At 36.7% G+C, this 22,105-nt stretch carries 22 protein-coding genes and 1 pseudogene; 7 read left to right on the top strand and 16 right to left on the bottom strand.

Annotated features, from left to right (window positions below; translation table 11 throughout):
* Nucleotides 1–120: 120 nt before the first annotated feature.
* On the bottom strand, nucleotides 121–312 hold the full coding sequence (locus PLANO_RS07460) for a DUF6440 family protein (RefSeq protein WP_038703843.1): 192 nt from the start codon (nucleotides 310–312) through the stop codon (nucleotides 121–123).
* Nucleotides 313–839: 527 nt separating this feature from the next.
* Nucleotides 840–1,190, bottom strand: coding sequence for a YciI family protein (locus PLANO_RS07455; RefSeq protein ID WP_038703842.1), 351 nt, complete (start codon nucleotides 1,188–1,190; stop codon nucleotides 840–842).
* A 291-nt stretch (nucleotides 1,191–1,481) separates the two neighbouring features.
* Between PLANO_RS07455 and PLANO_RS15960 the strand changes: the two genes are divergently transcribed.
* Nucleotides 1,482–1,691 (top strand): hypothetical protein, encoded by a 210-nt coding sequence (locus tag PLANO_RS15960; protein ID WP_156108890.1) that lies wholly within the window; start codon nucleotides 1,482–1,484, stop codon nucleotides 1,689–1,691.
* Nucleotides 1,692–1,844: 153 nt separating this feature from the next.
* Here the strand turns inward: PLANO_RS15960 and PLANO_RS16085 are convergent, their stop codons facing one another.
* The 7 genes from PLANO_RS16085 to PLANO_RS15685 all read right to left on the bottom strand — a co-directional run bounded on the left by PLANO_RS16085 (nucleotide 1,845) and on the right by PLANO_RS15685 (nucleotide 5,739).
* Nucleotides 1,845–1,994, bottom strand: coding sequence for a hypothetical protein (locus PLANO_RS16085; protein ID WP_197053116.1), 150 nt, complete (start codon nucleotides 1,992–1,994; stop codon nucleotides 1,845–1,847).
* Nucleotides 1,995–2,117: 123 nt separating this feature from the next.
* On the bottom strand, nucleotides 2,118–2,336 hold the full coding sequence (locus tag PLANO_RS07450; RefSeq protein ID WP_038703841.1) for a hypothetical protein: 219 nt from the start codon (nucleotides 2,334–2,336) through the stop codon (nucleotides 2,118–2,120).
* Nucleotides 2,337–2,458: 122 nt separating this feature from the next.
* On the bottom strand, nucleotides 2,459–2,833 hold the full coding sequence (locus PLANO_RS07445; protein WP_038703840.1) for a hypothetical protein: 375 nt from the start codon (nucleotides 2,831–2,833) through the stop codon (nucleotides 2,459–2,461).
* A 192-nt stretch (nucleotides 2,834–3,025) separates the two neighbouring features.
* Entirely contained in the window at nucleotides 3,026–3,538 is a 513-nt protein-coding gene (locus tag PLANO_RS07440) for a GNAT family N-acetyltransferase (RefSeq protein ID WP_038703839.1), read from the bottom strand.
* 337 nt (nucleotides 3,539–3,875) lie between these two features.
* Nucleotides 3,876–4,841 carry a S66 family peptidase gene (locus tag PLANO_RS07435; protein ID WP_038703838.1) on the bottom strand — a complete coding sequence of 322 codons (966 nt, stop codon included), beginning with the start codon at nucleotides 4,839–4,841 and terminating at the stop codon, nucleotides 3,876–3,878.
* A 298-nt stretch (nucleotides 4,842–5,139) separates the two neighbouring features.
* The gene (locus PLANO_RS15690) at nucleotides 5,140–5,538 is read right to left on the bottom strand and encodes a hypothetical protein (RefSeq protein ID WP_052124295.1); all 399 of its coding nucleotides are present in this window, start codon (nucleotides 5,536–5,538) and stop codon (nucleotides 5,140–5,142) included.
* Nucleotides 5,539–5,553: 15 nt separating this feature from the next.
* A complete protein-coding gene (locus PLANO_RS15685) occupies nucleotides 5,554–5,739 on the bottom strand; it encodes a hypothetical protein (protein WP_052124294.1) in 186 nt (61 codons plus the stop codon).
* 261 nt (nucleotides 5,740–6,000) lie between these two features.
* On the opposite strand from PLANO_RS15685, the gene PLANO_RS07425 reads away from it, so the two are divergent.
* From PLANO_RS07425 to PLANO_RS07420, 3 genes and pseudogenes are all read left to right on the top strand, one after another.
* The gene (locus tag PLANO_RS07425; protein ID WP_038703837.1) at nucleotides 6,001–6,363 is read left to right on the top strand and encodes a hypothetical protein; all 363 of its coding nucleotides are present in this window, start codon (nucleotides 6,001–6,003) and stop codon (nucleotides 6,361–6,363) included.
* 277 nt (nucleotides 6,364–6,640) lie between these two features.
* Nucleotides 6,641–6,916: pseudogene (locus PLANO_RS15830) on the top strand (transposase); the annotation flags it as partial.
* Nucleotides 6,917–7,356: 440 nt separating this feature from the next.
* Complete coding sequence (locus tag PLANO_RS07420; protein ID WP_052124293.1) at nucleotides 7,357–8,679, top strand: VTT domain-containing protein; 1,323 nt, start codon at nucleotides 7,357–7,359, stop codon at nucleotides 8,677–8,679.
* Nucleotides 8,680–9,970: 1,291 nt separating this feature from the next.
* On the opposite strand, the gene PLANO_RS07415 is transcribed toward PLANO_RS07420, so the two are convergent.
* Complete coding sequence (locus PLANO_RS07415) at nucleotides 9,971–10,537, bottom strand: DUF2247 family protein (RefSeq protein WP_038703835.1); 567 nt, start codon at nucleotides 10,535–10,537, stop codon at nucleotides 9,971–9,973.
* Nucleotides 10,534–15,333 (bottom strand): DNRLRE domain-containing protein, encoded by a 4,800-nt coding sequence (locus tag PLANO_RS07410; protein ID WP_038703834.1) that lies wholly within the window; start codon nucleotides 15,331–15,333, stop codon nucleotides 10,534–10,536. Before PLANO_RS07410 ends, PLANO_RS07415 begins: the two co-directional genes overlap by 4 nt.
* 698 nt (nucleotides 15,334–16,031) lie before the next feature.
* Here PLANO_RS07410 and PLANO_RS16080 point away from each other — a divergent pair.
* Nucleotides 16,032–16,691 carry a sigma factor-like helix-turn-helix DNA-binding protein gene (locus PLANO_RS16080; RefSeq protein WP_231554761.1) on the top strand — a complete coding sequence of 220 codons (660 nt, stop codon included), beginning with the start codon at nucleotides 16,032–16,034 and terminating at the stop codon, nucleotides 16,689–16,691.
* Nucleotides 16,688–17,740 carry a DUF4179 domain-containing protein gene (locus tag PLANO_RS07395; protein ID WP_038703831.1) on the top strand — a complete coding sequence of 351 codons (1,053 nt, stop codon included), beginning with the start codon at nucleotides 16,688–16,690 and terminating at the stop codon, nucleotides 17,738–17,740. Before PLANO_RS16080 ends, PLANO_RS07395 begins: the two co-directional genes overlap by 4 nt.
* 166 nt (nucleotides 17,741–17,906) lie before the next feature.
* Here PLANO_RS07395 and PLANO_RS07390 read toward each other — a convergent pair whose 3' ends face one another.
* Nucleotides 17,907–18,371 carry a GNAT family N-acetyltransferase gene (locus PLANO_RS07390; protein ID WP_038703829.1) on the bottom strand — a complete coding sequence of 155 codons (465 nt, stop codon included), beginning with the start codon at nucleotides 18,369–18,371 and terminating at the stop codon, nucleotides 17,907–17,909.
* Nucleotides 18,372–18,373: 2 nt separating this feature from the next.
* Nucleotides 18,374–18,649: a hypothetical protein gene (locus tag PLANO_RS07385; protein ID WP_038703828.1), complete on the bottom strand. Its 276-nt coding sequence runs from the start codon at nucleotides 18,647–18,649 to the stop codon at nucleotides 18,374–18,376.
* Between the two features lie 275 nt (nucleotides 18,650–18,924).
* On the opposite strand from PLANO_RS07385, the gene PLANO_RS07380 reads away from it, so the two are divergent.
* Entirely contained in the window at nucleotides 18,925–20,124 is a 1,200-nt protein-coding gene (locus PLANO_RS07380; RefSeq protein WP_038703827.1) for an MFS transporter, read from the top strand.
* A gap of 186 nt (nucleotides 20,125–20,310) precedes the next feature.
* On the opposite strand, the gene PLANO_RS07375 is transcribed toward PLANO_RS07380, so the two are convergent.
* The 3 genes from PLANO_RS07375 to PLANO_RS07360 form a co-directional block, all read right to left on the bottom strand.
* Nucleotides 20,311–20,730, bottom strand: a complete 420-nt coding sequence (locus PLANO_RS07375; RefSeq protein ID WP_038703826.1) for a YxiG family protein — start codon at nucleotides 20,728–20,730, stop codon at nucleotides 20,311–20,313.
* Between the two features lie 588 nt (nucleotides 20,731–21,318).
* Nucleotides 21,319–21,573, bottom strand: coding sequence for a DUF1871 family protein (locus PLANO_RS07365; RefSeq protein ID WP_038703824.1), 255 nt, complete (start codon nucleotides 21,571–21,573; stop codon nucleotides 21,319–21,321).
* A gap of 105 nt (nucleotides 21,574–21,678) precedes the next feature.
* The gene (locus tag PLANO_RS07360) at nucleotides 21,679–22,086 is read right to left on the bottom strand and encodes a DUF4279 domain-containing protein (RefSeq protein ID WP_038705407.1); all 408 of its coding nucleotides are present in this window, start codon (nucleotides 22,084–22,086) and stop codon (nucleotides 21,679–21,681) included.
* Nucleotides 22,087–22,105 lie beyond the last annotated feature (19 nt).

Here is a 22,105-nt window from a genome sequence, read left to right as displayed (position 1 = left end):
CGATAACTCATGATATGTAAACTTATCTTCTATCCGATTTACATTCTCAATTTTGAGTTTTTAATCTAAATTTAATTTTCTCTTAGAAAAGCAGACTATTATTTTAGCATGTGTTTATGATTATTCGTCTATAATGACTTGTCCATTCTTGTCTAATAAAGGTGTAATGCTACTACCTGCACCGACCCATGATTGAAGGTAATTTACACCCGTATAACGATCGACTAAAATCACTATTCTACCCAGTACAGGTACATCTTCGGACGATTTTATATAAAAACGATGATCTTCTTCTTTTTTATTCCCAAACATAGTTCCACTCCTTTTAAACTAATTCACTCTCTGTATATACGATTGAAAGGTCTTCAAGTTTCGTCGCTCACAAGATGCGAAATCGGCTTTTTTATAAACAAACTTCAGTGAGTATTCATGATAGGGTCAGATACTAGCCCCTTTTCTCCTTAAAAATACACGTAGCTTCCGATAAGCTGCGATATGTAAACTAGATTTGTTTCATAAAGCTAGTTTTATTCTTGGAGAACTGATTCTGCTTAGCATACATATTTCCAACCAATACTTTATTTATTAATATTATGAACTAAGTCTATGGAATGATTTTAAATTGAGGATGGATCACTACCACCACTATAATCGTTCGTAAAAGTATACCTATACAAACAATCGAAAGGAAAGAAGCTAAATATATGACTACTTCACTTCCAACTCTTTTCACAGAATTCATTTTCCTTAATTTTAGGTTTTAAAAAAGAGAATATGAACGATAAAGTTGTCCACATTTTTTTAAAAGTGAAATTTATGAAATTGATTGAAAGGTCTATTTAAAAAAATTCCCTTAATTCAATTTGTCCTTCTCCATATCCTTGAGGATCAGGCATTTCCATAGCCCATTTAATTGCTTCCTCCCTAGACTTTACATCGATAACAATGAATCCCGCAATCAATTCTTGAATTTCCTCAAAAGGACCTTCTGTAACTACTGGTTTTTCTCCTGGCTTAAGATATGAAATTCGGATTCCATTTGAACTTGGTTTAAGTCCTTTGGCCATAATGCGTACTCCTGAATTAATCAGATTTTCATTGTACTTATTCATTGCTTCAATAAGATTTACGTCTGGGAAATTTCCGGATTCTGAGTTTTTTGAAGCTTTTACAATTAACATGAACAACATACATACTCCTCCTAATTTGTAATTATAGATTTTCCTTAAGTTAAGTTGAGCCTTTTACATCTGATTCGTCTATTTATTCATTTACACAAGATATCTACGCTCTCATCCCTTAGGTAACCTTTTTGAATGTAACTTAATTACCATTAAGTTACATTCAGATTCACACTCTTTACTTCAAATAAAAAAGTTATCGTAACAAGGTCTTTCCCTTACAGCTTCTCAAAATAGATTAGATTGAGTTCTTAGAAAGAATTATATATTCATTTCTCTTGCACTTTTATATAAGAAACTGTGAAAACAACAATAGCTAGTGCAAAGAAAAAAACACCAATAGCTGTTGGTATATATATAAATCCATTCATCATGCTTCCAGATGTTGTCCATGATTCAGCACCCAAAGGTCTTGAAATAAATATAGCCACTGCTTCCCCGTTTACACCTAGTATTAAAGCTAAAACACCTAAACAAAAGAAAAATACAAATAATTTAAACGAATTTTAAAAGCCATTTTTCACGTAAATCCTCCTTTTTACTTGTCCTTAATGACTATCTAAATGTCGCTCAACTGCCCGTATGTTGCATTCAGATTCAATAAAGAACCGTGCTCTTTTTTCGAACACGACCTTTAATTTGCGTATACTATTTTAATTAAGCTTATCTTCTGTATTCGAATTTTTTTATAAGATGATCAATTCTTAGCGCAATATAAATCAAGACCATTGCCGCAATAGCCTCCCAAATTCCCCCGAAAAAGAATCCGATGGCTGCATCAAAAGCGATGTAAATAGCTAACGTTTTCTCCACCCCAATAACCCCCTCTATTTCTAAATATTAGTATAGCTGAAAAAGAAAATGAGGTTATTTTATTTTTCTTGAGCTCTTATAAGCCAGAAATTTGAATGTAACTTACTTGCTATTAAGTTACATTCACTTTCCATTGGATTCTTTTAGACTTTTAAAAAGTAAACCGGATAAAACAAATGAAAGAATAACAATTGCAGGAAGAATAATAATGCCAGACATCAATTGAGTTTGAGTATTCAAAGGGATATACGCATTTTCCATCCATGCAAAAATTTTAAAAAGTAAAAAGAAAATAACAAAAGTTATTAAATAATAAATTAACTTCTCAGAGAGATTTTTCAATGTAAACCTCCTTTTAAATTTACTAAATAAAAGTTGTATCTAACGCTGAATCTGAATGTAACTTAATTCACAATAAGTTACATTCAGATAAAGTTCGCAAAATTTTTGAAACCTAACAACAACTACTTTTTAGTCGTCAGTATCAATTCTTCTTGCTGGTTATCCCACATAATTTCCGCTTCAAGCTCATCGTCTTCTTGAAAAGTTGTGCAACCTCCACAACCATTTCCAATTTCGGCTTTTCCGTCTGTTAATGTTGTTCCTGTGTTCCCCATTCTGGTTAATAAGGTTCTAACTTCATAATCAACTGTTTCTGGAATTGGTTCATCTCCAATATACTCAAGAAATCCTGTAACTTTTTGTTCATCATCGTTCGTAACATCTACCACATAAAAAACATCCCAATTTTCGCTAGTCCCTGAGAATTCATAGATTCCACCATTACTGCAACCGCCTAAATAAAGCAATAGAATTGTTAATAAAGCAACCTTTTTCATTTCTTCCCCCCTTTTATAAAATAATTTTGAATGTAACTAAACTGCACATAAGTTACATTCACCAAGGCAAATTTCTTAACCTTATATTGGTCTCAAACTTTAAATAAGCAGGTTCGAATCTGATTGAAACGTAGGATAGACTTTCTTGATATTTTTATAAATTGAGTAGCAATAAAATCGATTCATTCTCTTTTACAAACGAGGATTTTTATTTTCCCATAAATAATGTATAAACTTCATTATTTCCCCGTTCATTTCGAATTCTTCTTCGCCTACTCGAACTTGCTTAAACCCATTTCTTTCTAACACCTTTTGCGATGCATGGTTACCAGTCGTTGTTTTCCCACGTATTTGTTTCAAACTTAGATCAGTTTTCAATAGTAGATTTAATGCCTGATTTCCGATTCCCTTTCCAGCGTATATTGCGCCTACTCTAAATCCTATGTGTGCTATGTTATCTTTTTTATCAACCAAGTTGATTCTTCCCACAATTTCTCCAGCATCATTAGTGATCAGATAAAAATAAGAAAGACCCTTCTTTTGTTCCTTCAGCAATTCTTGATGTCTTCTTAAAAATGTTTCGAAAGAATAGTAATCGTCACCGCGACTTGGAACCATTTTTTCAAAAAACCATCGATTTTCAGACTCAAACTTAAATAACGCTTCTGCATCGACTTCTTGTAATAGATTTAAAGATATCTCCATAAGTTGTCCAATCCTTTTCAAGTAGTGGATTTATTGATTTCTTTCATCATACCAATTATATCCATTATTTTTGATTATAAATAGAACTTTCTGAAATTCCACTTCGTTATATTTCTGTTATGAGGTTCACTCAGAAAACCGTTCGTAAAAGTGCACTTTTTCAGATCCAAAGAAAGAGAAAAAGCGACAGACAGCTTTTTCTCTTGTGATTAGATACCCCTTATGTAAATTGATCCTTCATTTCGTAAACGATTTCCCCACTTTTTTTAGCTTTCTATCCGTTCTATAAAAGTAGAAGTCTAGATAGCATCGTTCTTCCGTACATACTATAAACTCATTAAAAATGAATCATCTTTATTTGGTTGTCTTTACTCTTCAGTTCAATTTTTCCACCAATCGGGAAAGTGAAAATTGGTTGTGTATGCCCAAAATCTACATCGTACAAAACCGGAACTGATTTTAGAATAGGCAGTTTGTCCAACAAAAACAATAGGTGTTCCTCTGTCATGTTAGACTCGCGTTGGAAACGTCCAATAACCAGCCCATTTATCTTTCCAGCTGATTGAAGCAAAGAAGTTAAATCGCGTGTAAATGTTTCGGGAATTGTCATTTCATCATCTTCAATAAATAATATGGTGTTTTCTAAATTCGGGAGATAAGAAGTTCCTTGCAGTAAATTTAATGTACATAAATTACCGCCATAGAGTTTCCCTTTTGTTTGACCTTCGTTATAAACTTTCCACTTTGTAGATTCTAAGTTTCGATTCTCTTGGTCTAAAAACCACGCATCATCGCTCCATGCCAAAGATGGCTCAATTCGATACGAATCAGACTGCATTAAGCAATTTCTGAAATACTCAAATTGATAATCTTGTAATTGCTCCATGTGAAAACTTGAAAAATGCGGTCCCGAATAAGTAATCAAGTCAGTCTTTGTCGTAATAGCTGTGGCAAGAGCTGTTATATCACTATACCCACAAAATACTTTAGGGTTTTTTCGAATAGACTCATAATCCACATGAGGAAGTAAATCGTTACTGTTAAATCCACCAATAGCCGTCAGTATTCCTTTAACGTTAGGGTCTTGAAAGGCTTCATGTAAATCACTTAAACGGAGTTCAATAGATGATGAATGCTGCAGATCACTTTTAAAAACGTGCTTGCCAAAAGTCACAACTAAGCCTAATTCTTTTAGCTTTGATTTTGCCTTCTCTATCCCTTCTTCTGATAAAATACTGGCACTCCTACTCGGTGCGATAATACGAACTTCATCTCCATATTGTAATTTTTTCGGTATAATCATCAACTATTTCTCCATTCTTTATAAGGTCTATTAAAAAAGGCAAATGAATCTTTCAAAACTAATAACATAAAGAAATTTTTTCTATTTACCTTAACATAGCTAGAATAGATGTGAACTCTACGTTTTAAATGTGATTCTATAGAAAATAATTCGTAAAAGTAAAATTTCCTATACGTAAACAGGAGAAAAAGCTGTATGTCGCTTTTACTCTTCCGATAATCCGGAATATGTAAACTCATAAAACCTTACCTAAAAGCTTAAGAAATTAACGGCTAGTGACCCTTTGCACTTGCATTTGTCAGTACAGTCCCGTACCACTCAATTGAACCAGGGTTTTATTGATGTACCTTTTTCCAAGCTCCTCACCATCAAAATTCTTTTCGTCGCGTGTCGAGCCACTTTGCGGAAGACCCTGTTTCACTGCATAGGCATAGACTTCATCCATGCTTACTGTAAAAACTTCAGCATATTCACGAATTCGCATATCTTTCACACCTAATGTTTCACAAGCAAATTGTAAGGCATTTCCCCGGAGCAAGATTTGTATTTGGGTTTCTTTATCAATTAAAACTTTGCCTTTCTTTTTTGACGCCTCCTCGATCCAATTGCGTTCAGGTAAGGCACTTTTTATGAACAAGACTCGTAGATGTTCAATCGCTTCAATCCAACTAGAAAACACCGTAAAAGGATAGGGCATTTCTCCTTCTTCTTTTCACACCGCCCATTGACCGTCAGGAAGCTCTGTCGCAAACCACCAGTCATCCACTTCAGTAAAGAACATGGCATAGGTATTTCCTTGAGCTTCTTTCCATGTTTTATAACCTATTAGTAACGCAAACTCTGTTGATGACAGCCCGTAATCTCTAGAAAATAATCTCTTAAAAAGTTTTCCAATCATTCTAAAAGCCCTCATTTCGTTTTTATACATTTTGTATGAATGACGAAGGATAATGTTCAAGTACGAACAATTACACATGAAACTGGGACAATTAACATGCACGATTTAAACTTTGCGAGTCTCTTTAAGTTTATAGGAGTTGATTCCGTTATGGTACTGTGTACTTATCAGTGGAAGTTCCTATTTTGAACAACCCATTTCGTATGATGTGAACGAAATGCATAAGTAACTACACTAATAGAGCTTTAAAGGAGGATAATGATGAGCTTATTTTCAAAATTCAGTGAAGCGAACGTTAGAAAAATGACGAATAAGAAGTTATATGAGCGACTGACACGATTAAACAATGAAAAAAGTCCGGATTTGAAAGCACTAACGCTAATTCAAGCCGAAATTGCTAAGCGAAATCCAGCAGAATATGAATTAGGGAAAATCGAAGCAGAAGTGGAGAAGTCCTATCGACATGCTGTTATAGAGACTACCGACATCCTTTACCTGGAAATAAAGTATAATAAAGACTATCTCGCCAAACCGGAATCCGAAACGGACCCATACGAGCGCAAGCTCCGATCCGCCAAACTCGATATGATTCAGAAAGAATTATCCCGTCGGACAAATGAATAAAAAAGCCCCTTTCATTACTATATAAGCTATCCGTTTAAAATTATCGGGACATGTTTAATGGCATACTGGTTTCTGAAGCATAGCTGATATAGAGGTTGATGCCCGAAGGCTCGGCGTGATAAAGATGCCTAGGTAGCTGATTCTTACCTCTATCAATAATTGTAAAATCTGCAAGTCCATCTATCTTATTTTCCAAAAAGGCGTCACGATGTCCGAGATATCGGATTTGATCTAGAAGATGTACAGCCATCACTATAAGCCACAAACCATTTCCAATATGACGAAATCGTTGGAAGCGAATCCGTACATCTTCACTTTCTACGACTTTCCGAAATCCATTTGGCGAAGCATCTATTCAACGAATCTCATCGAGTCGTTCAAAAAGAATGTGGAAAAATACAGCAAGCGCAAGGAGCAATTCCCGAACGAAGATTCCTTGGAGCGCTTTCTGGTTTCCCAGTTTGAAATCTACAATCAGAACTTCACTCCCCAATGCCATATCGGATTCGATAAAGCTCGTACAGAACTGGCTGAGATGTTCAAGCAAGCTTAATGGATATACATATAAGAAAAGGATTTACTTATTTACACATAATTATTGACGGTCTCTACACAAAAGATAAACTTCCATTATCTCATCTCCTTAGCATTCAGTTTGCATCAATCAATCTCTCCTTTAGCCAAGTTACTCTTTCTCTCTGAAAATTCCATTAGGCGCAAATCCATCTCCCATGGTAAAATTAGGTGAAGATGATATTTTTTCTAATTATTCAGTATTTTAAGTTTTATAAAATTTTAATTTTAGCCTTTATTACTTAAATATAAACAAAAATCGTATGAAGATTTTATTGATCTGGATATTGATTCATTTCCATTCCAAAAGATTGTTTACACATCATCGGATTTAAAATGGTTTTAATCTGAATAAGTGACTGAGCAATATCAGCAAGCATCCTTTGAAATGAATGACTATTTAAATGAGGAGGCCTATCCTTGAGTAATATTACTGCTTATCTCGATCAGTATGGATATATCGTTTTGTTTGTTGCACTCCTTCTTGAAATGTTCGCTTTTCCCGTTCCGGGTGAAATCCTCATGACTTATAGCGGATTTCTTGTATACCAACACAATTTAAATTGGGGTTACAGTATCTTAGCGGCAGCTATTGGCACTTCGATCGGCATGACCACTTCCTATTTCATCGGCTATAAGGTAGGGGCTCCTTTCTTCATTAAATATGGTACTTACTTTCATATGGGTCCATTAAAAATGGAAAAAACATCGCTATGGTTCAACAAGCATGGGAATAAGTTGTTGATTATTGCATACTTCATTCCTGGAGTAAGGCACATTACTGGTTACTTTTCCGGGATTGTCCGGGTTCCGTTCCGAATATTTGCCCTGTATGCATACATGGGGGCATTTCTATGGGTCAGCCTATTTATCACATTGGGCAAGATTTTAGGTCCGCAATGGGAACAGTTCCATACTTCCATCAAAACATACCTTATCGTCGCAAGCTTTATAGCAGCTGTCATTTTAACTGTGATTTATACCTATAAGAAATATAAGAAAGAAATAAAGGATTTAGCAATAAAGCTGCTAGAAGTTGCTTTCTATTTACTCCATTCACGAAAAAAAATCGGTCTTTTTTTGACATTTATTGCATTGGCTACCCTCATTTTTTTCCTATTGATGCTTGGCCTGATACAGGACTTTCTTGGCAATGAATTTAATGAATTCAACCAATTAATCGGATTAATAATCCACTACACATTTAGTGAAAAGTGGACAGACCCTATGGTGCGATTTTCATTTATAGGCTCCCGAACTTTCCTTATTATGCTTCTTGTTCTTACGTCCATTTGGCTTTTCTGGAAAGGCCGTAATAGAGCTTTTGAATTAACAGCCCTATTGCTAGTGGCAAGTGCCGGAGAAGTATACGAAGAAAGTTTAAGAAGGATATTCCACATATTCTCTCCTTTGAAGCAGTCTTTTGCAGATCAATTGTATTCCTTTCCAAGTGAACAATCATTTATGACACTGGTGATTTACGGGTTCACAGCCTTCTTGCTGGCTAGGACCATCGATAGAATTACAGTACGTACAGTTTTCCTGATTACAACATTCCTCATGACCGTTCTCATTGCCATTAGCCGTCTGTACCTGGGATTGGAGCTCCCAAGTGAAGTTGTTGCAGGCTATATTTTTGGAGGCGTTTGGCTAGGGTTTGCTATACTTGTGTTTGAAATTTTACTTCTTTTGAAATACTTGGATTCCAATCAAAGTGAAAGAAAAGCGAAAAAAGAATTATAAAAATAAACAACTTGAAGAAATCACAAATCTACTAGTAGTCTCAGAAGGTGCGGAAAAATTAGAAATGAGTTTTTATACACACAAGTGATTCAACTTAAAAAAGAGTGTCCGTTATCGGTAAAGTGAAGCAAATATATAGTGAATTTTTTCGAAGAGCCAGCTTTCCTGTAAAGGGAAGCTGGCTCTTCTTGTGAAATAAAGTTGAATACTTCCTCATCATTATTATAAACCTATATACTTTTATATTTGATCACTAAAATCTTAATGAGTACCCTTATGAATATATGAAAATAAGATGGCAATGTTTATGGACAATACCTTACTTCATCGATAACTTACTGTATATTCTCAATTCACTATTCCCCTTAGAATTAGATAGACAAAGAAAAGAGTTTCTCCAAATAATAAGCATTCGTAAAAGTACACATTTACAGACAAAAAGATAGAAGACAAGCTTTAATCTGCTTCTTCTCTCTCATTCTATTTATGCAGCTTCCGATAAGTTATGATATGTAAACTAAAAATAAAAATGCTTTCTCGAAGAGCAGCAAGATTTTTCTTTAGTTATTAAAAGGCGATGGCGAAAATATTCGCCATCGCCTTCTTATTATTGTTTCAACCAAACAAGAAGACCTTGATTTTATTGCTCAACTGCCTGATTTTCTCTTCCATCCGTTTATCATCCACCTCATCCACAACTGAAGGTTGCAGCTGCTGAACTTTTTGCAGCCTGTAATAATCCCACAGCCAGTCCTCAATCGTCTGGCCGCTGTCGATTAGGTATTAATGAAGATTGATGAGGGAAAATACACTGTGACGATTGAGGAAGGAAAGCTCGCAACGGACGTTCTTTAAGAAATCGGAGGCTGAACGCTTCATCGATAAATCAGCTATTGCATAGTCTCTGAATACAGACAAATTTTTTATTCAGACAAAACATAAAGATGTACTAAAACTCAAACAGCTAAACTTGAGCCATCTGAATGCTCGATTTGTGAAGGTACTGAAACAACCAAACCTACAAGCCGATTCTAAACATGGCATTACAATCGGGTGGTAACTTGTGAAGAATCCACATATCCAATTAAAGAATGATTTTTAGAAACATCTAGACGAATTAAACACGAAACGTAATTCAATAACAGAATTAAGAAATGCCTTTTCTCAGATCACTCTAGATAATCAAGCAAAAGAGATTTAATATGAATATACCCCTAGGCTAATTTACTAGGGGCATAATAAATTCAAATACTTTTAACTATAAACTGAATCTAAACATTTTTGTATTCTATTATTTTTTAAAACGAATAGATTGCTCAGATAAATAATTGTTTAAAAACACATTAAAATCCTCAGTGTTGTTTGCTTCAGTGATTTGAAAGTCTTGATTATCAAAAACCTCTTGATTATAGAAAATTTTTCCTAACGATTCTGGATGTTTGAAGTCATCCCATACTACGCTAATCTTTTCAAACAATTCCTTGATAGGATAATTCACTTCTGCATAGATAATATTATAATTAGCATGATTTTTTCGTAGCCAAGAAATAACTAGATACAGCCATTTTTCTTGTATTTCTTTTATGTCTGTTGATTTGTTATTTGATAAAATTTTAGTTAGATAATAATTTACTGAACTTATTTCATTACTATATAAACTTGCTAGACCTATTATATCTTCAGAATCATTAAAATCCAGATATTTAATGGCTTTCTCAATTGCTGCCTCAGGCGATACATAGTTCCACTTGATACCCATATATAGTTCTTCCCAATTCAATAAGACCAATTCTTCAATAAAGGATAATGGGATTTTTATCCTTAAGCTATTTTCAATCTGTTCATTCTCCTCGCTCACAATTTACCTCCTATTACAAATAGTTGATGTGTAACCTTACCTGTACTGTCTAGAATATACTCAAATACACCCTTCTTTCCATTTACTTCTCCTTTAGTCTTTAATTTCACATACGTCCTTCCATCTCCCCCTTTAAATTTATATATTTTCCCGCGTTTCAGCTGATTTAAGGAAACAAAGCTTGCCGCTCTATGATATGAATCGCTTTTAAGAGCACTTCCTACTCTTGGTGCTGTTTTTATAAAGTTTGCAACACTACTAACTGTAAACTTAATGTACTTTACACTTTTATATACTCTATATCCTTGATATATATAATAAATACCTATAGGAATAAATTGTGCAAATTCACCATCAGGGTCAACATTTATAACTGGATTATTGTTTGCATAAACGTAGCCGTTCATGGTGATAGGTTTCATAAGTTCCCCACGTACTGGATCTAATGAAAGGAATGCACCTATTTCCGGATTGTAATAGCGTGCTATTAAATAGTAAAGTTTCGTCTCTTCGTCATAACGATATCCCGCATAACGATACGGATTGACTGACGCTAGTGATCCAGACTGAGACAATATGTTGCCCCATGCATCATAAGTATATTCAGCAACGACTTTACTTGTCGCGTCTGTTACAGCCAAAATATCGCCTCGGTAGTTTGTCAAATAGTAATAGGTCTGCCCATTATATGTCCAAGTTAGTGGGATTCCATTATCATCATAAGTATACGAACTAATGATTTTACCGTATTCATCTTCTTCAAATAGAACTTGATTGCTGTTACCATCATATCGATAATATAACTCGGCTGTCTTATCATCTTTAAAGACTCTTCTACCCATCTCATCATATTTATAGACAACCAAGCTCTTACCTGATTTGTCTCTTACTTCAATTAACTGGTCAAAAGCATTCCACACATATTGATACTTCTCATCTGAAATCAGATTACCATTTGCATCATAGTTCAAAGGTTGAGTACCAACTGCTGTCAACCGATTTGCTTCGTTATAGGTATATTTAGTCTCTTGTGTTAAGTTGTTAACTGTTTTTTTCTTCGAAATACGATTACCAATAAAATCATACTTATACTCAATAGACTGCCCATTACTATACGATTCCTTGATCAATTGATTTAGCTTATCATATTGATAGTCCGTATCCTCTTGTTTATCAGAGATTCGAGTGATTTGTGAGTTTTTATCGAATGTATAGTCAAATTTATTATATTGAGACGTCTCCTTAAGGCGAAGCTCTTCAGATTTCAAAGTAGCTGCATCTGTACCATATTGAGTTAATTTCGAACTCTGGTTCGAAAAAATCTGTGCGACTGGAAGTGAATTTGAATTGTATGTTTGACTAACAAGTATTTCATCATTTTTACTTACTGCTTCTAAAAGTCCGTTTTGGTTTCTTGTATAGTCGAGTTTTTCGTTTCTGTATGAAATAGACGACACTGAATTAGTTTGATTGTATGCATACGCAATCGTTGTGCCAAAAGGCGTATTGTAATCAATCGATTCCAACAATCCGTCCTCTGAATTTTTATAGGTGGTGATTTGACCAAATAAGTTATGATTCGTGACTTTGTTCGTCAAACCTTCAACCTTCGTTGTATATCGGATTGCTTCATTTAGCGTAATATAACTGGTTGATGTAACATCATCTTTTAAATAACCAATTCTTACCCCATTCGCTTTCGTGATTTGATTGAGTTCCCCATCCGCATTGTATCGATATAGTGTCGTATTTGCTAGCGCATCAGTCTCTTTGCTTACATTGTTTTGGCCAGTGTACCCAAGAAGAGTCGTCTTACCTGCTGCGTTTGTGGCGGATATACGATTCCCATTGCTATCGTAAGTATAAGTCGTCACATTTCCTGCTGAATCCACAACTTGTGTCAACTCATCTTTTAGGTTGTATCGATAAGATGTAGTCTGTCCCTTCCCATCTGTTGAGGATAGTAGGTTCCCTTTTAAATCTTGGACAGTTACAGTCGTGACACCATTAGTCGGATCAGTATATATCGTCTTCTTCTGTTGGTTCAAATAGTCCGTATCGAAATTTTGAATAGTTCCCGAAGGCAACTTCATCTGAATGAGTTCCCCACGTTGATCATATGTGAACTCTGTGCGCTCTCCTTTTGGAGTCATAGTAGATATTAGATTGTTCTTTGCATCATAGACATTCCTTGTCTTGTTGCCTGCTGAATCCGTCTCTGTCAACACATTCCCTGCGGCATTATAAGTGAATACTTGCACATCACCTTTAGAATCTGTCCACTTCAACAAGTCTCCTGCAGTATTATATTGATAATTCTTGATATAGCTATCTTCACCAAACACTGTGGTCTGTTCAGTAAGTATTCTATAGTCATTATCTAAAGTATAAAGAGTCTGGGTGTTTCCTTGTAACATTCCTCGAACAACATAATTGCTATTCAAATCATAAACGGTTTCTTCTCCTTCTCCACTGACCGTTCGAGCTGTCAAGGTGTTCCTATCGAGTTCATAGGTAGTCGTAGAAGGTACGCCATCAACTAACTCTGGTTCTGTCACCGTGTTCAAGAAGCTGTCTGTATATTCGAAAGATGTGACATTCTTATTTGGATCCACAACGCCTGTTAGGAAGTCGTTGGTATAGCGATAGATTGTAGTCGTGTTTTCAGCGTCATTCTTCTTGACGGATACAGTTGTGAGATTGTGTCGAGCGTTATAATCATAGATAATTTCACTACCTTTTGATTCAGCCTTCACGATCATGCCATTGCGATAGCTCAATATCACTTCATCACCTAGACCCGTTCGGATCTTTGTCAACTGGTTCAATGAATTATAGGTATAAGTGATTGAATTACCATGTATGTCTTGTTGCTTCGTCAAGTACGCTACCTTCACATCTGTATCTTGAGTGTCCTCTCGTACAGTGAACGTCAATACATGCCCATCTCTATGACGGATTTCATATAAGGTATTCGAAACTTTGACCAGTTCACCTTGGAACCCTTGTGGCTTCAAGTATTTCGTCCCGTTCCATTCAAAGACATGCACCGTACCGTCTTCATCTTTATAATCAATGTTTGTCTGGAGTGTGTTGATATACAGTTTTTCGTCCCCTGTATAGGTCCATCCATATCCGAAGGCTGACTTTTCAGAGTCTTTGCTGTTATATGTCCGAGTGAAGCCTAAACCAAGGTCGCCATAGTTCGCCAAGGAAAGATCTGTGTACTGTATGACATTGTTCAATGTACCGATGTTCACATAGCTTGTTCCACCGACCAATGGATGCGAAGCATAATCCCAATACTCCTCTAACCCAAGTCGTGCACTTGTTTTGTAGGTTACGACAAGCTTCGGTTTATATTGATTGCCCACTGTACTCTCTTTACTATAGAACTTTTTATAGACAGGCTGGTTCTCATCGACACTCTTAAGCAAGAAACCTAGATTTCTACTTGGGATGGATACCCAGTCTTGCACTGTAATCAACGGAATCTTCCATTTGAACAACCGAGCGTCCATCGAAGTCGGAATCGTAGTGATTCCATTGACACGCCCTAATACGTTAGTAGAGTATTCACCTCCAGCAGTAAGCCATTTATCCGTGCTTGTACGATTCGTCCAGTTCGCTGCAGACTCGTTCCAAGACTTTGATACTCTATGAACTGAAACGTCGATAGGGGCCGACCCATTTGTAGAAGAAAGATACAGGTTGAGGTCTGCTGATAAGACATCACTTGCTCTTGGAATAGAGGATAAATCAAAACGTACTAAGCTTCGTACAACATTCGTAGTCGCCCGCCCTACTCCGATCTCAGTATCCAACCCTCCGACTTGAGTTGGAAATCCGCTACGGGTTATGGTGTCTGTCGTAACATTATCTCCTTGGAAACGACTGAGGGTAGGATCAATGACAATCGGGTAGATACGCTCATTGCTGTTCAACCACTCTTTGTCAGGTCTCAAGTCTACAAATAAAGTGTCTCCTTCTTCACGTACATCAAGGCTTAGATCGAACGACTTTGCCTCTTCCGGAACAGATATCATCTCTTCACCATAAGAGAAGTCAGCTGGACTAGAACTATCATACATATATGGAGCACTAATCTCATACATGACATCTTGCGTAGCTTTATCAAACAGATAGATACGATTCTCTTCGACTTTGTAATCAAGGCCGTTTAATGACATGGTATATGTAAACTTTTCTGGTAGACCAGCTTCTGGTCTCTCTTGAATCACGATATCTTCTTTTACAAAGTCATCACCCAGAGTATAGTTCAAGGTGATATCTTCAAAAACATCCTTATACGTGACTGTATTGTCTAAGATTGCAGCTTCTGAAGGATTTGCTTCAAGGACTTCATCTTCGATGACCATCTCGTTCAGATTCATCTTCACTTTGTAGTCTTCTTCAGTGATGCTTACTCCGTCCGATACAACTTCTTTGACCTCATCAAATTGAACATTGAATACATTGTTATCATTCTCAATTTTCCCGTCGTCAACGGCTGTCAGCGTATTATCAATCTCTTCTAACACTCCCGGTTCACGCTCAAAGTGTAAAGGTGATTGGGAAATTTCCGTCGTCATGGTCCCATCATGGTTATCGAATGTCTTTGAATAGATGGTTCTCTCTTCAATAAGTTCTGTGACTTCAGTATTTTCATCTACAACTTGCTTACTAGCTGATACTTGTTTTTCTTCCTCTGCCTGCACGAAGTTACTGACTGGCACAATCGATAAGATCATCGCAAATACAATCACAGAGATTAAAATCTTTTTGATACTCTTCATCTCTTTTTCCCCTTTTATAGTTACTTAATAAGACGTTTTATTAATTCCCCCCTAGCTAAAACAATAATTGGAACAACTTCATCTATATTACTTAAATGCGGTAAAAAAGTCATGAATCTTAAGATTCATAAAAAATACAGTATTATCATTATAATATAATTAAATATTCATATTGAAATTGAAAATTTGTCAGTATAATTAGTTTAGAAAAATAAAATTATAATTTATTATAAAATCTTTTTATTCTTTAAAATCCATTTAATCTTTCTCGTATTGTTATACAATGCATAAATTCTGTACTCTCTATTTCAATTCAAGTTAGTTTTTGTGCTGCATTCTATTCGATTAACTATCATTAATACATTTTATTAATAACGGTACTTTTAAGGCAGATAAAGGGGCTGTTTTCCGATTTTTCTACCTTTAAGAAATCTTCCGCCTTCTTATCTTCCTGTCCCAGCTGTCCCTTATTCTCCAGCACATTTAATACGGTATAACGTTCCTGCAAGTCGCTTAAAGGCAGAATCCTAAAAGCGGTTCGATAAATCGCTTTTCCCGTTTAATTGTTTGCTTAAATTAAAATTTGCGAACAAATGAAAAGGATTATTTAAAAGAAGGCTTACATGATATGCCACTGACACCCGAAAAACTCCAGATCCTCCAGCGGATTGAAACGCATCTGAAAAGCGTGCCCTTTTATGTCATTGAATACGTCCGCTCTAAAAAGCGGGCTGGCCTGTCCACGGATACGTTGCTGCAGTACCTCTATCGGTCGGGAAGGCCTGGCAGAGGCTACGGACACCGCTTCCATCCCCTATTCCGTTTTGGCGGAACTGAAGAAGCAGGACGTGGAGCACTACATTGAATTCCTGAAGGAAGAATCCCTTACCCAGGAGAATAACACCGTGAAAAAGCGCGGCAACGCCGTGGTGACGCTCTCAGTGAATGCGTTGAAATTGCTCTTTAATTACTTGATGAAAGAGACGGCTAGCCGACGTGCCCAGAAAATCAGCTCCGTCATCCTGAACGAGCACAAAATTAATGATTTCCTCCAGTTTGTAGAACAGGAGTATGTGGGCACTTTTAAAAATGCCCTTTCTCGTCAACGATTTAATCGAGACAAAGAACGGGATTTAGCCATCCTCTCCCTGCTCCTAGGCAGCGGTATCCGCCTCGGGGAAATGAACGTATTGGACCGGGACATTTTGGTGATGAAATTCTTTTTGGACATGACCAATGAAGAAATCGCCCTCCACATGGGTTTGACAAAGGCCGCGATTGACAAACGGATTTACCGCGGCAAGAAACGGCTGCAGGAAAAGTGTTCAAGGAATAAGTTAGGAGGTAGTTTTGCATGAAGGATATTTATCAGTTACTGAGCCGCCTTGAGGTAGATGCCGAAGCGTTCGAAGAAGCCGAAGTGGACGAAGTGGAAACCACCCGCGTAAAAACGCGATTGAAACAAAGCATCCGGCAACAGCAGCCGGTGCGTAGGACAAAGAGAATCGTTGCCGCTGCGGTGATCGTTGGATTTTCTACAGTAGCTGCCGGTTTTTCATTTCCGCAAGCAGCCAGCCAAATTCCGTTAATCGGAAACCTGTTTACGTACTTTGATGATGAAAAAACAGGGTTTTATGACGACTACAAAGTCCACTCTACACCGCTGGGTATGGTCGAAGAAAGCAATGGCATCAAAGTGATGTTGAATGATGCCATTTTCGATGGCGAAACGGCTACACTCACATTCACCATCCATAGCGACTACGATTTAGGAGATCATCCCTTAACAAACCAATTTGATATCAAAGGAGTCCATGCACTGGGCGGCAGTTCAGAAATCAGGAAAGTAAACGCCCGTGAATACAAGGGCATGATGACCGGAAGCGCGCTAGAGGGTGAAAACTTGGACATAGCCGATATCACTTGGGATGTTGGCAGTTTCACGGTATACAACGGGGAAAACGCTAAGGAAATCAAAGGCGATTGGCAGTTCGACTTTACAATAGCTGCACCGGACCGTAAGACCAAAGTCGTGAATCAAGTGAGCCAGCTGGGAGACGTTCAAGTGATGGTCGATAAAGTGATCTCCACTCCCTATGGATTTACGATTTATTACGAACAAAGCATAGAAGAAACCAGTTCAATTAACCAAGAGTCGACTGTGGATCTGACAGTAAAAGACGATTTAGGAAACGTCTATGCCAGTCAAGGAAATGGGGGTTATGGTTCTGATTTGGCTCATATGAACTGGAGTACGACGTTCACCAAATTAGACCCAAATGCCACAAAGATATTCATTACTCCGACACTGGATACCGCGGGAATCCCAAAGTCGAAAATAGCCGATTTCAAGACAGGGAATGGTAAAGTGATACTGGAAGACATTGTGATTGAAGTTGAAAAATGAACGGACTCGTCATTTCTTTTTGAGATTATCCACTGCAAATTATACTTATTAAACAAGAAAGAGAAGATGCGCATGTAACGCATTTTCTCTTTCTTTTGCTTTAATTAGTTTAAGTCTAAATTACTTCCGATAAACTGATGATATGTAAACTAGAAAAAAAGTTCATCTAAGTAATCAGTTTATAAATAAATTTTCTTTCAATCAGTTCACATTCATTAGCTTGAAATATTCGCTGCATGGGAATGTTATTTTGTCCGGTTGCGCCAATATAGTAAGTAGCGCCCATTTTTTTGAGAAGATGCAGTGAAACATTGTGTAGATATTGACCCCAACCTTTGTTGCGGAAAGATGGTATGAGTCCAAAATAGAACAGTCTACCTTCATCAATAGTTCCCTGTTCAATTTGAGGCATTGTCACGCCTATTGGCTGATTTTCATAAAAAATAACTAGACAATTTTTTTTATAATCCGAGCCAAGCTCGGATTTCATCCCTTCAAATTCTTTTTCGACCGAAAGAGACGAAAAAGGAGTTGAAGCATTCAGCGAACCGACACTAGCCTCTGTCCAAGACTTTATAAATACATCACTCGTTGTTTCTTCCAGTGATTTTATTTCAAGAGATGCTTTCATTTTCAAAACTTCGAAAGAAGCAAGTTCACGTTTGTAAAAGTATTGAGTTTCTTGTTTTGATAACTGAACTCTTCAAGTAGGCTTGTATATTGAGTATATCCAGCTTCTTTTTCATTAAGAACGATTGAAACAGATTGAATTTCCTTCTCTTTAATATATTTTTTCATTTCGTATAAGACCTCTTCAAAATATTTTACAGAATCTATTTCTCCTACCTCTTCAATCACCAAGTAATTGGGTGTACCGTCAAGGATTTTTGCTCCCTTAGTAGTAAACATATATACACTCCCCTTATATATTGAATTAAACTATTTCTTACGTACCGGCAACAAAACGATACTTTCGTTTACTATATCCAAATTCTTCTTTAGTCTCCATTTATTTTCTAATAACTTCACGTATAATGAAAATAATCAAACTTCTCGATAAATCGAAGTCCCCCAAAGATTTATCTTCAATCGGAAAGGAACTGCTGACATGACAACTAGCCCAATTTGATAAATCCCCTTTAGTAGAAATCATTTACGAATTGACTTCTTGGGGGAACTGAATAATGAAACTGAATCGAAATTTCAACTTATTGCTGACTGGGCAATCACTTGCCAACATTGGCGATGTCTTGTACATTGTCAGTATCATTTACGTTATTTTTGAATTGACCGGATCAGCTACTGCAGCTGCTTTCGTACCGTTTACCATCACCAGTTCGATGTTCATCTCGAACACCTTAACACCTTTGTTGATACAACGCTTCAACCTGAAATGGCTGTTGGCAGGTTCGCAGATGGGCAAAACGGTGTTGCTAATCGTTCTGGCATTCTTTCTACCGCAACTCTCGCTGGCCAATTTTTACGGACTGTTTCTGGTTATCAGCTTAGTCGCCTTACTGGATGGCTGTGCTAATCCCGTAACACAGTCGCTTATTCCGAATTATGTGAAGAGTGAACAGCTGCTGAAGGCGAATGGCATTACGGAAACAGTCACTCAGCTGATCCAGACTGCCATGTGGTTTGTTGGTAGTTCCTTGTTAATTTGGCTCTCTGCAACTGAATTGGTCTGGTTAACAGCCGGCTTGTTTTTGGTCTCGAGTCTGCTATTAAGCTTTTTGGAGACGGTCGACTTTACGCCATCGAAGGAGCAAGGAAAATGGGAACAAATCAGCCAAGACTGGCAAACGGTCTCCACTTCACCTGTACTCAAGCGAATTGTCTGGATGGATGTCCTGGAGACGATAGCTGGGACGGTGTGGATTGCCGCGATTCTCTATGTTTTTGTCAGTGATGCCTTGTTGGCAGCTGAAAAATGGTGGGGGTTCATCAATGGCGCCTTTTTCTTAGGATTAATCGCTGGCAGCTTGTTCTGTCTACGGTTTTCGAATTGGATCGAACAGAAGCTTAGCCAGTTTATTTTTCTTGGTGCAATCTCCAGCAGCTTGGTCACCATCTTCTTTGGGTTGACGAGCCTGCCAATGCTCGCACTGCTTTTTTCCTTTTTGGTTGGGGTTTTTGGTCAGATTAAAAATATTCCGCAACAGACGGTGGTTCAAACAAGTGTCCCCAAAGCGCAATTGCCAACCGTATTTACTACACTCGGCGCAATTGGTACCGGAACCTTTGGGATTGCTTCCCTTTTGATGGGTGTTCTGGCAGACGTATTTGGCATTCGTGGCGTATTCATCTTGTCTGGAATTTTATTGAGCATTGTCAGTCTGATTGCTTATAAAGGCAGAGTCTTACTATGGCGAACAGTATAAGCTTTTAGTAGAAGAAGGAGACATTCGGCTATATTCCGAATATCTCCTTCTTTTTACTTGTCACTTTTTCGTGAACATACTTCCAATAAGCTGCGATATGTAAACCTAAAAAAGTGGCTACAAAGTTCAAGCTCAGTCGTATTTGATATCCATTCCGCATAGCTGATTTTTCAAATATCAAAGATTTTATATTTTTTTCAATTCGAAAACCTGATCCCCTAATTGAATTCTTCTGGCTTCTATAAATAAAACCGATTCCCATATTTCGATAACGATATTCGCGTCAGTATTATATTGTGCGCTCCATTCCTTATCACTAGTAGATTTAATTTGGAAATCGTACTTTTTGTTTTCTACATGATCAATAGTGGTCAGTTCCAAATAATAAACTTTTTCTCGATCATAGAAATTAAAGCGATTTTCTAAATTGTCTTTAACGTAGTAAAAAGCAGCAACATCAATAAACTTTAACGTTTGAAAATTAATACGGCCATCTTCATGAATTTCCAGCTGAATGGTAAGATTATCATTCAACAGATCCACTTGTACGTCGGTAATGACCGTTCCCCAAAGATTATTTAATTGATCTTGTATCCCTTTATTCATCAAGTCCAATTCTCCCTTCCTTCAAATAATCTAACCATATGTAAATTTTTATCTTGAAGAAATTCCAGCTTTAGAGCCATATGGAGTTATTTTTGAATGTATCATTTCTTCTCGTAAACTCAACTTTGTTGAGATTTTCGGAAAAGCTAATGGAATGGGGGTACTGAATGTAATTTAAATAGACATAAGTTACATTCAGATTTTGCCAAAACCATCTTTACTTAAGATGCTTAGAATGTAAGGAATTTTGATATAAGGTGGAATGTTTTTTAAAAATAATCCAACTGAAAAGCGATAGTGAAAAGAATAGAACAGCTATTAAAATATTACTTACTAGACCTGCATCTTTATTGGTATATAAATCGTGAATTAAACGTACGAGAGAGACCATTAGAAAAAATGTATATAAAATGGGGACATAAATCTTCGGTTTCACTGGATTTGCTGTTTTCTTCTTTTGAAACATAATGAACTCCTTTAATTCAGAAAACTAATTGAAAAGCCAATTAATTTTAGATTGATAAGTATGCGAAACTGAATGTAACATAATTACTATTAAGTTACATTCAGATCCCCTAAAAAAGAAATCTATGTTTTTTTAGCAGCCTCCCATATTTTCAAAGCTACCGGATAGCACTTTTCGATTGATAAAAATTCCTCAAACCATTTTATAAAAACTTGCCGGATTCTTAATGCAAGTTCATCAACCGATTTCGCATGAGGCAAGAGCGCTACAATGTCTCTGATTTCAGGAAGATATTCGTCATCTGGGCATCCAAGACCTAATAAACCAATCGGATCCCACTCATCAATGATACTTTTTACAAGTATATATTCTTCCATAACCACTACCCCCCTAATCTATGCTTATTCGTTCTAGCACCGCCTTGTTTAGTGATGTGAATGTAACTTAATTCACATTAAGTTACATTCAAAACACATAAACCTTTAGCTGTATATGTAAAGATCAAATTGTATCTCAGCATCTATGGTACTAGCAAAATTGATAATGTCTTTTTCAAAATACATAGCAGGTTTTTCATTATTTTCTATTTCGATGACAATCATAAAAATATACGTTAATTCATATTCTTCTTTCAGCCGGATTAAGTTTTTCTCTTTTCCTTCAAGCGAACGCAAAAGTGGTTTGAGTTGATCATTGATGTCAGGTGATTCTTGATATCCTGTACTCAATGTCCAGTCGGTCTCTACCCATCTTCTGGTTCCAGATGAAGTAGTAGTACTGGTTTTCTTGATAATATCTCCTTTGACATGCGTTTCAGTTGGTTGAATGGCGAGTTCTTCAGTTATTTTCTCAGGTTGGAAGTGGTTACCAACTATGCTGAAGTAAGCCATCACTTTTGTAACATCCATA

Source organism: Planococcus sp. PAMC 21323, assembly GCF_000785555.1.
GTDB lineage: Bacteria > Bacillota > Bacilli > Bacillales_A > Planococcaceae > Planococcus.
The sequence above is the reverse complement of the archived record's forward strand: the minus strand, read 5'-3'. Positions and strand labels throughout refer to the sequence as shown.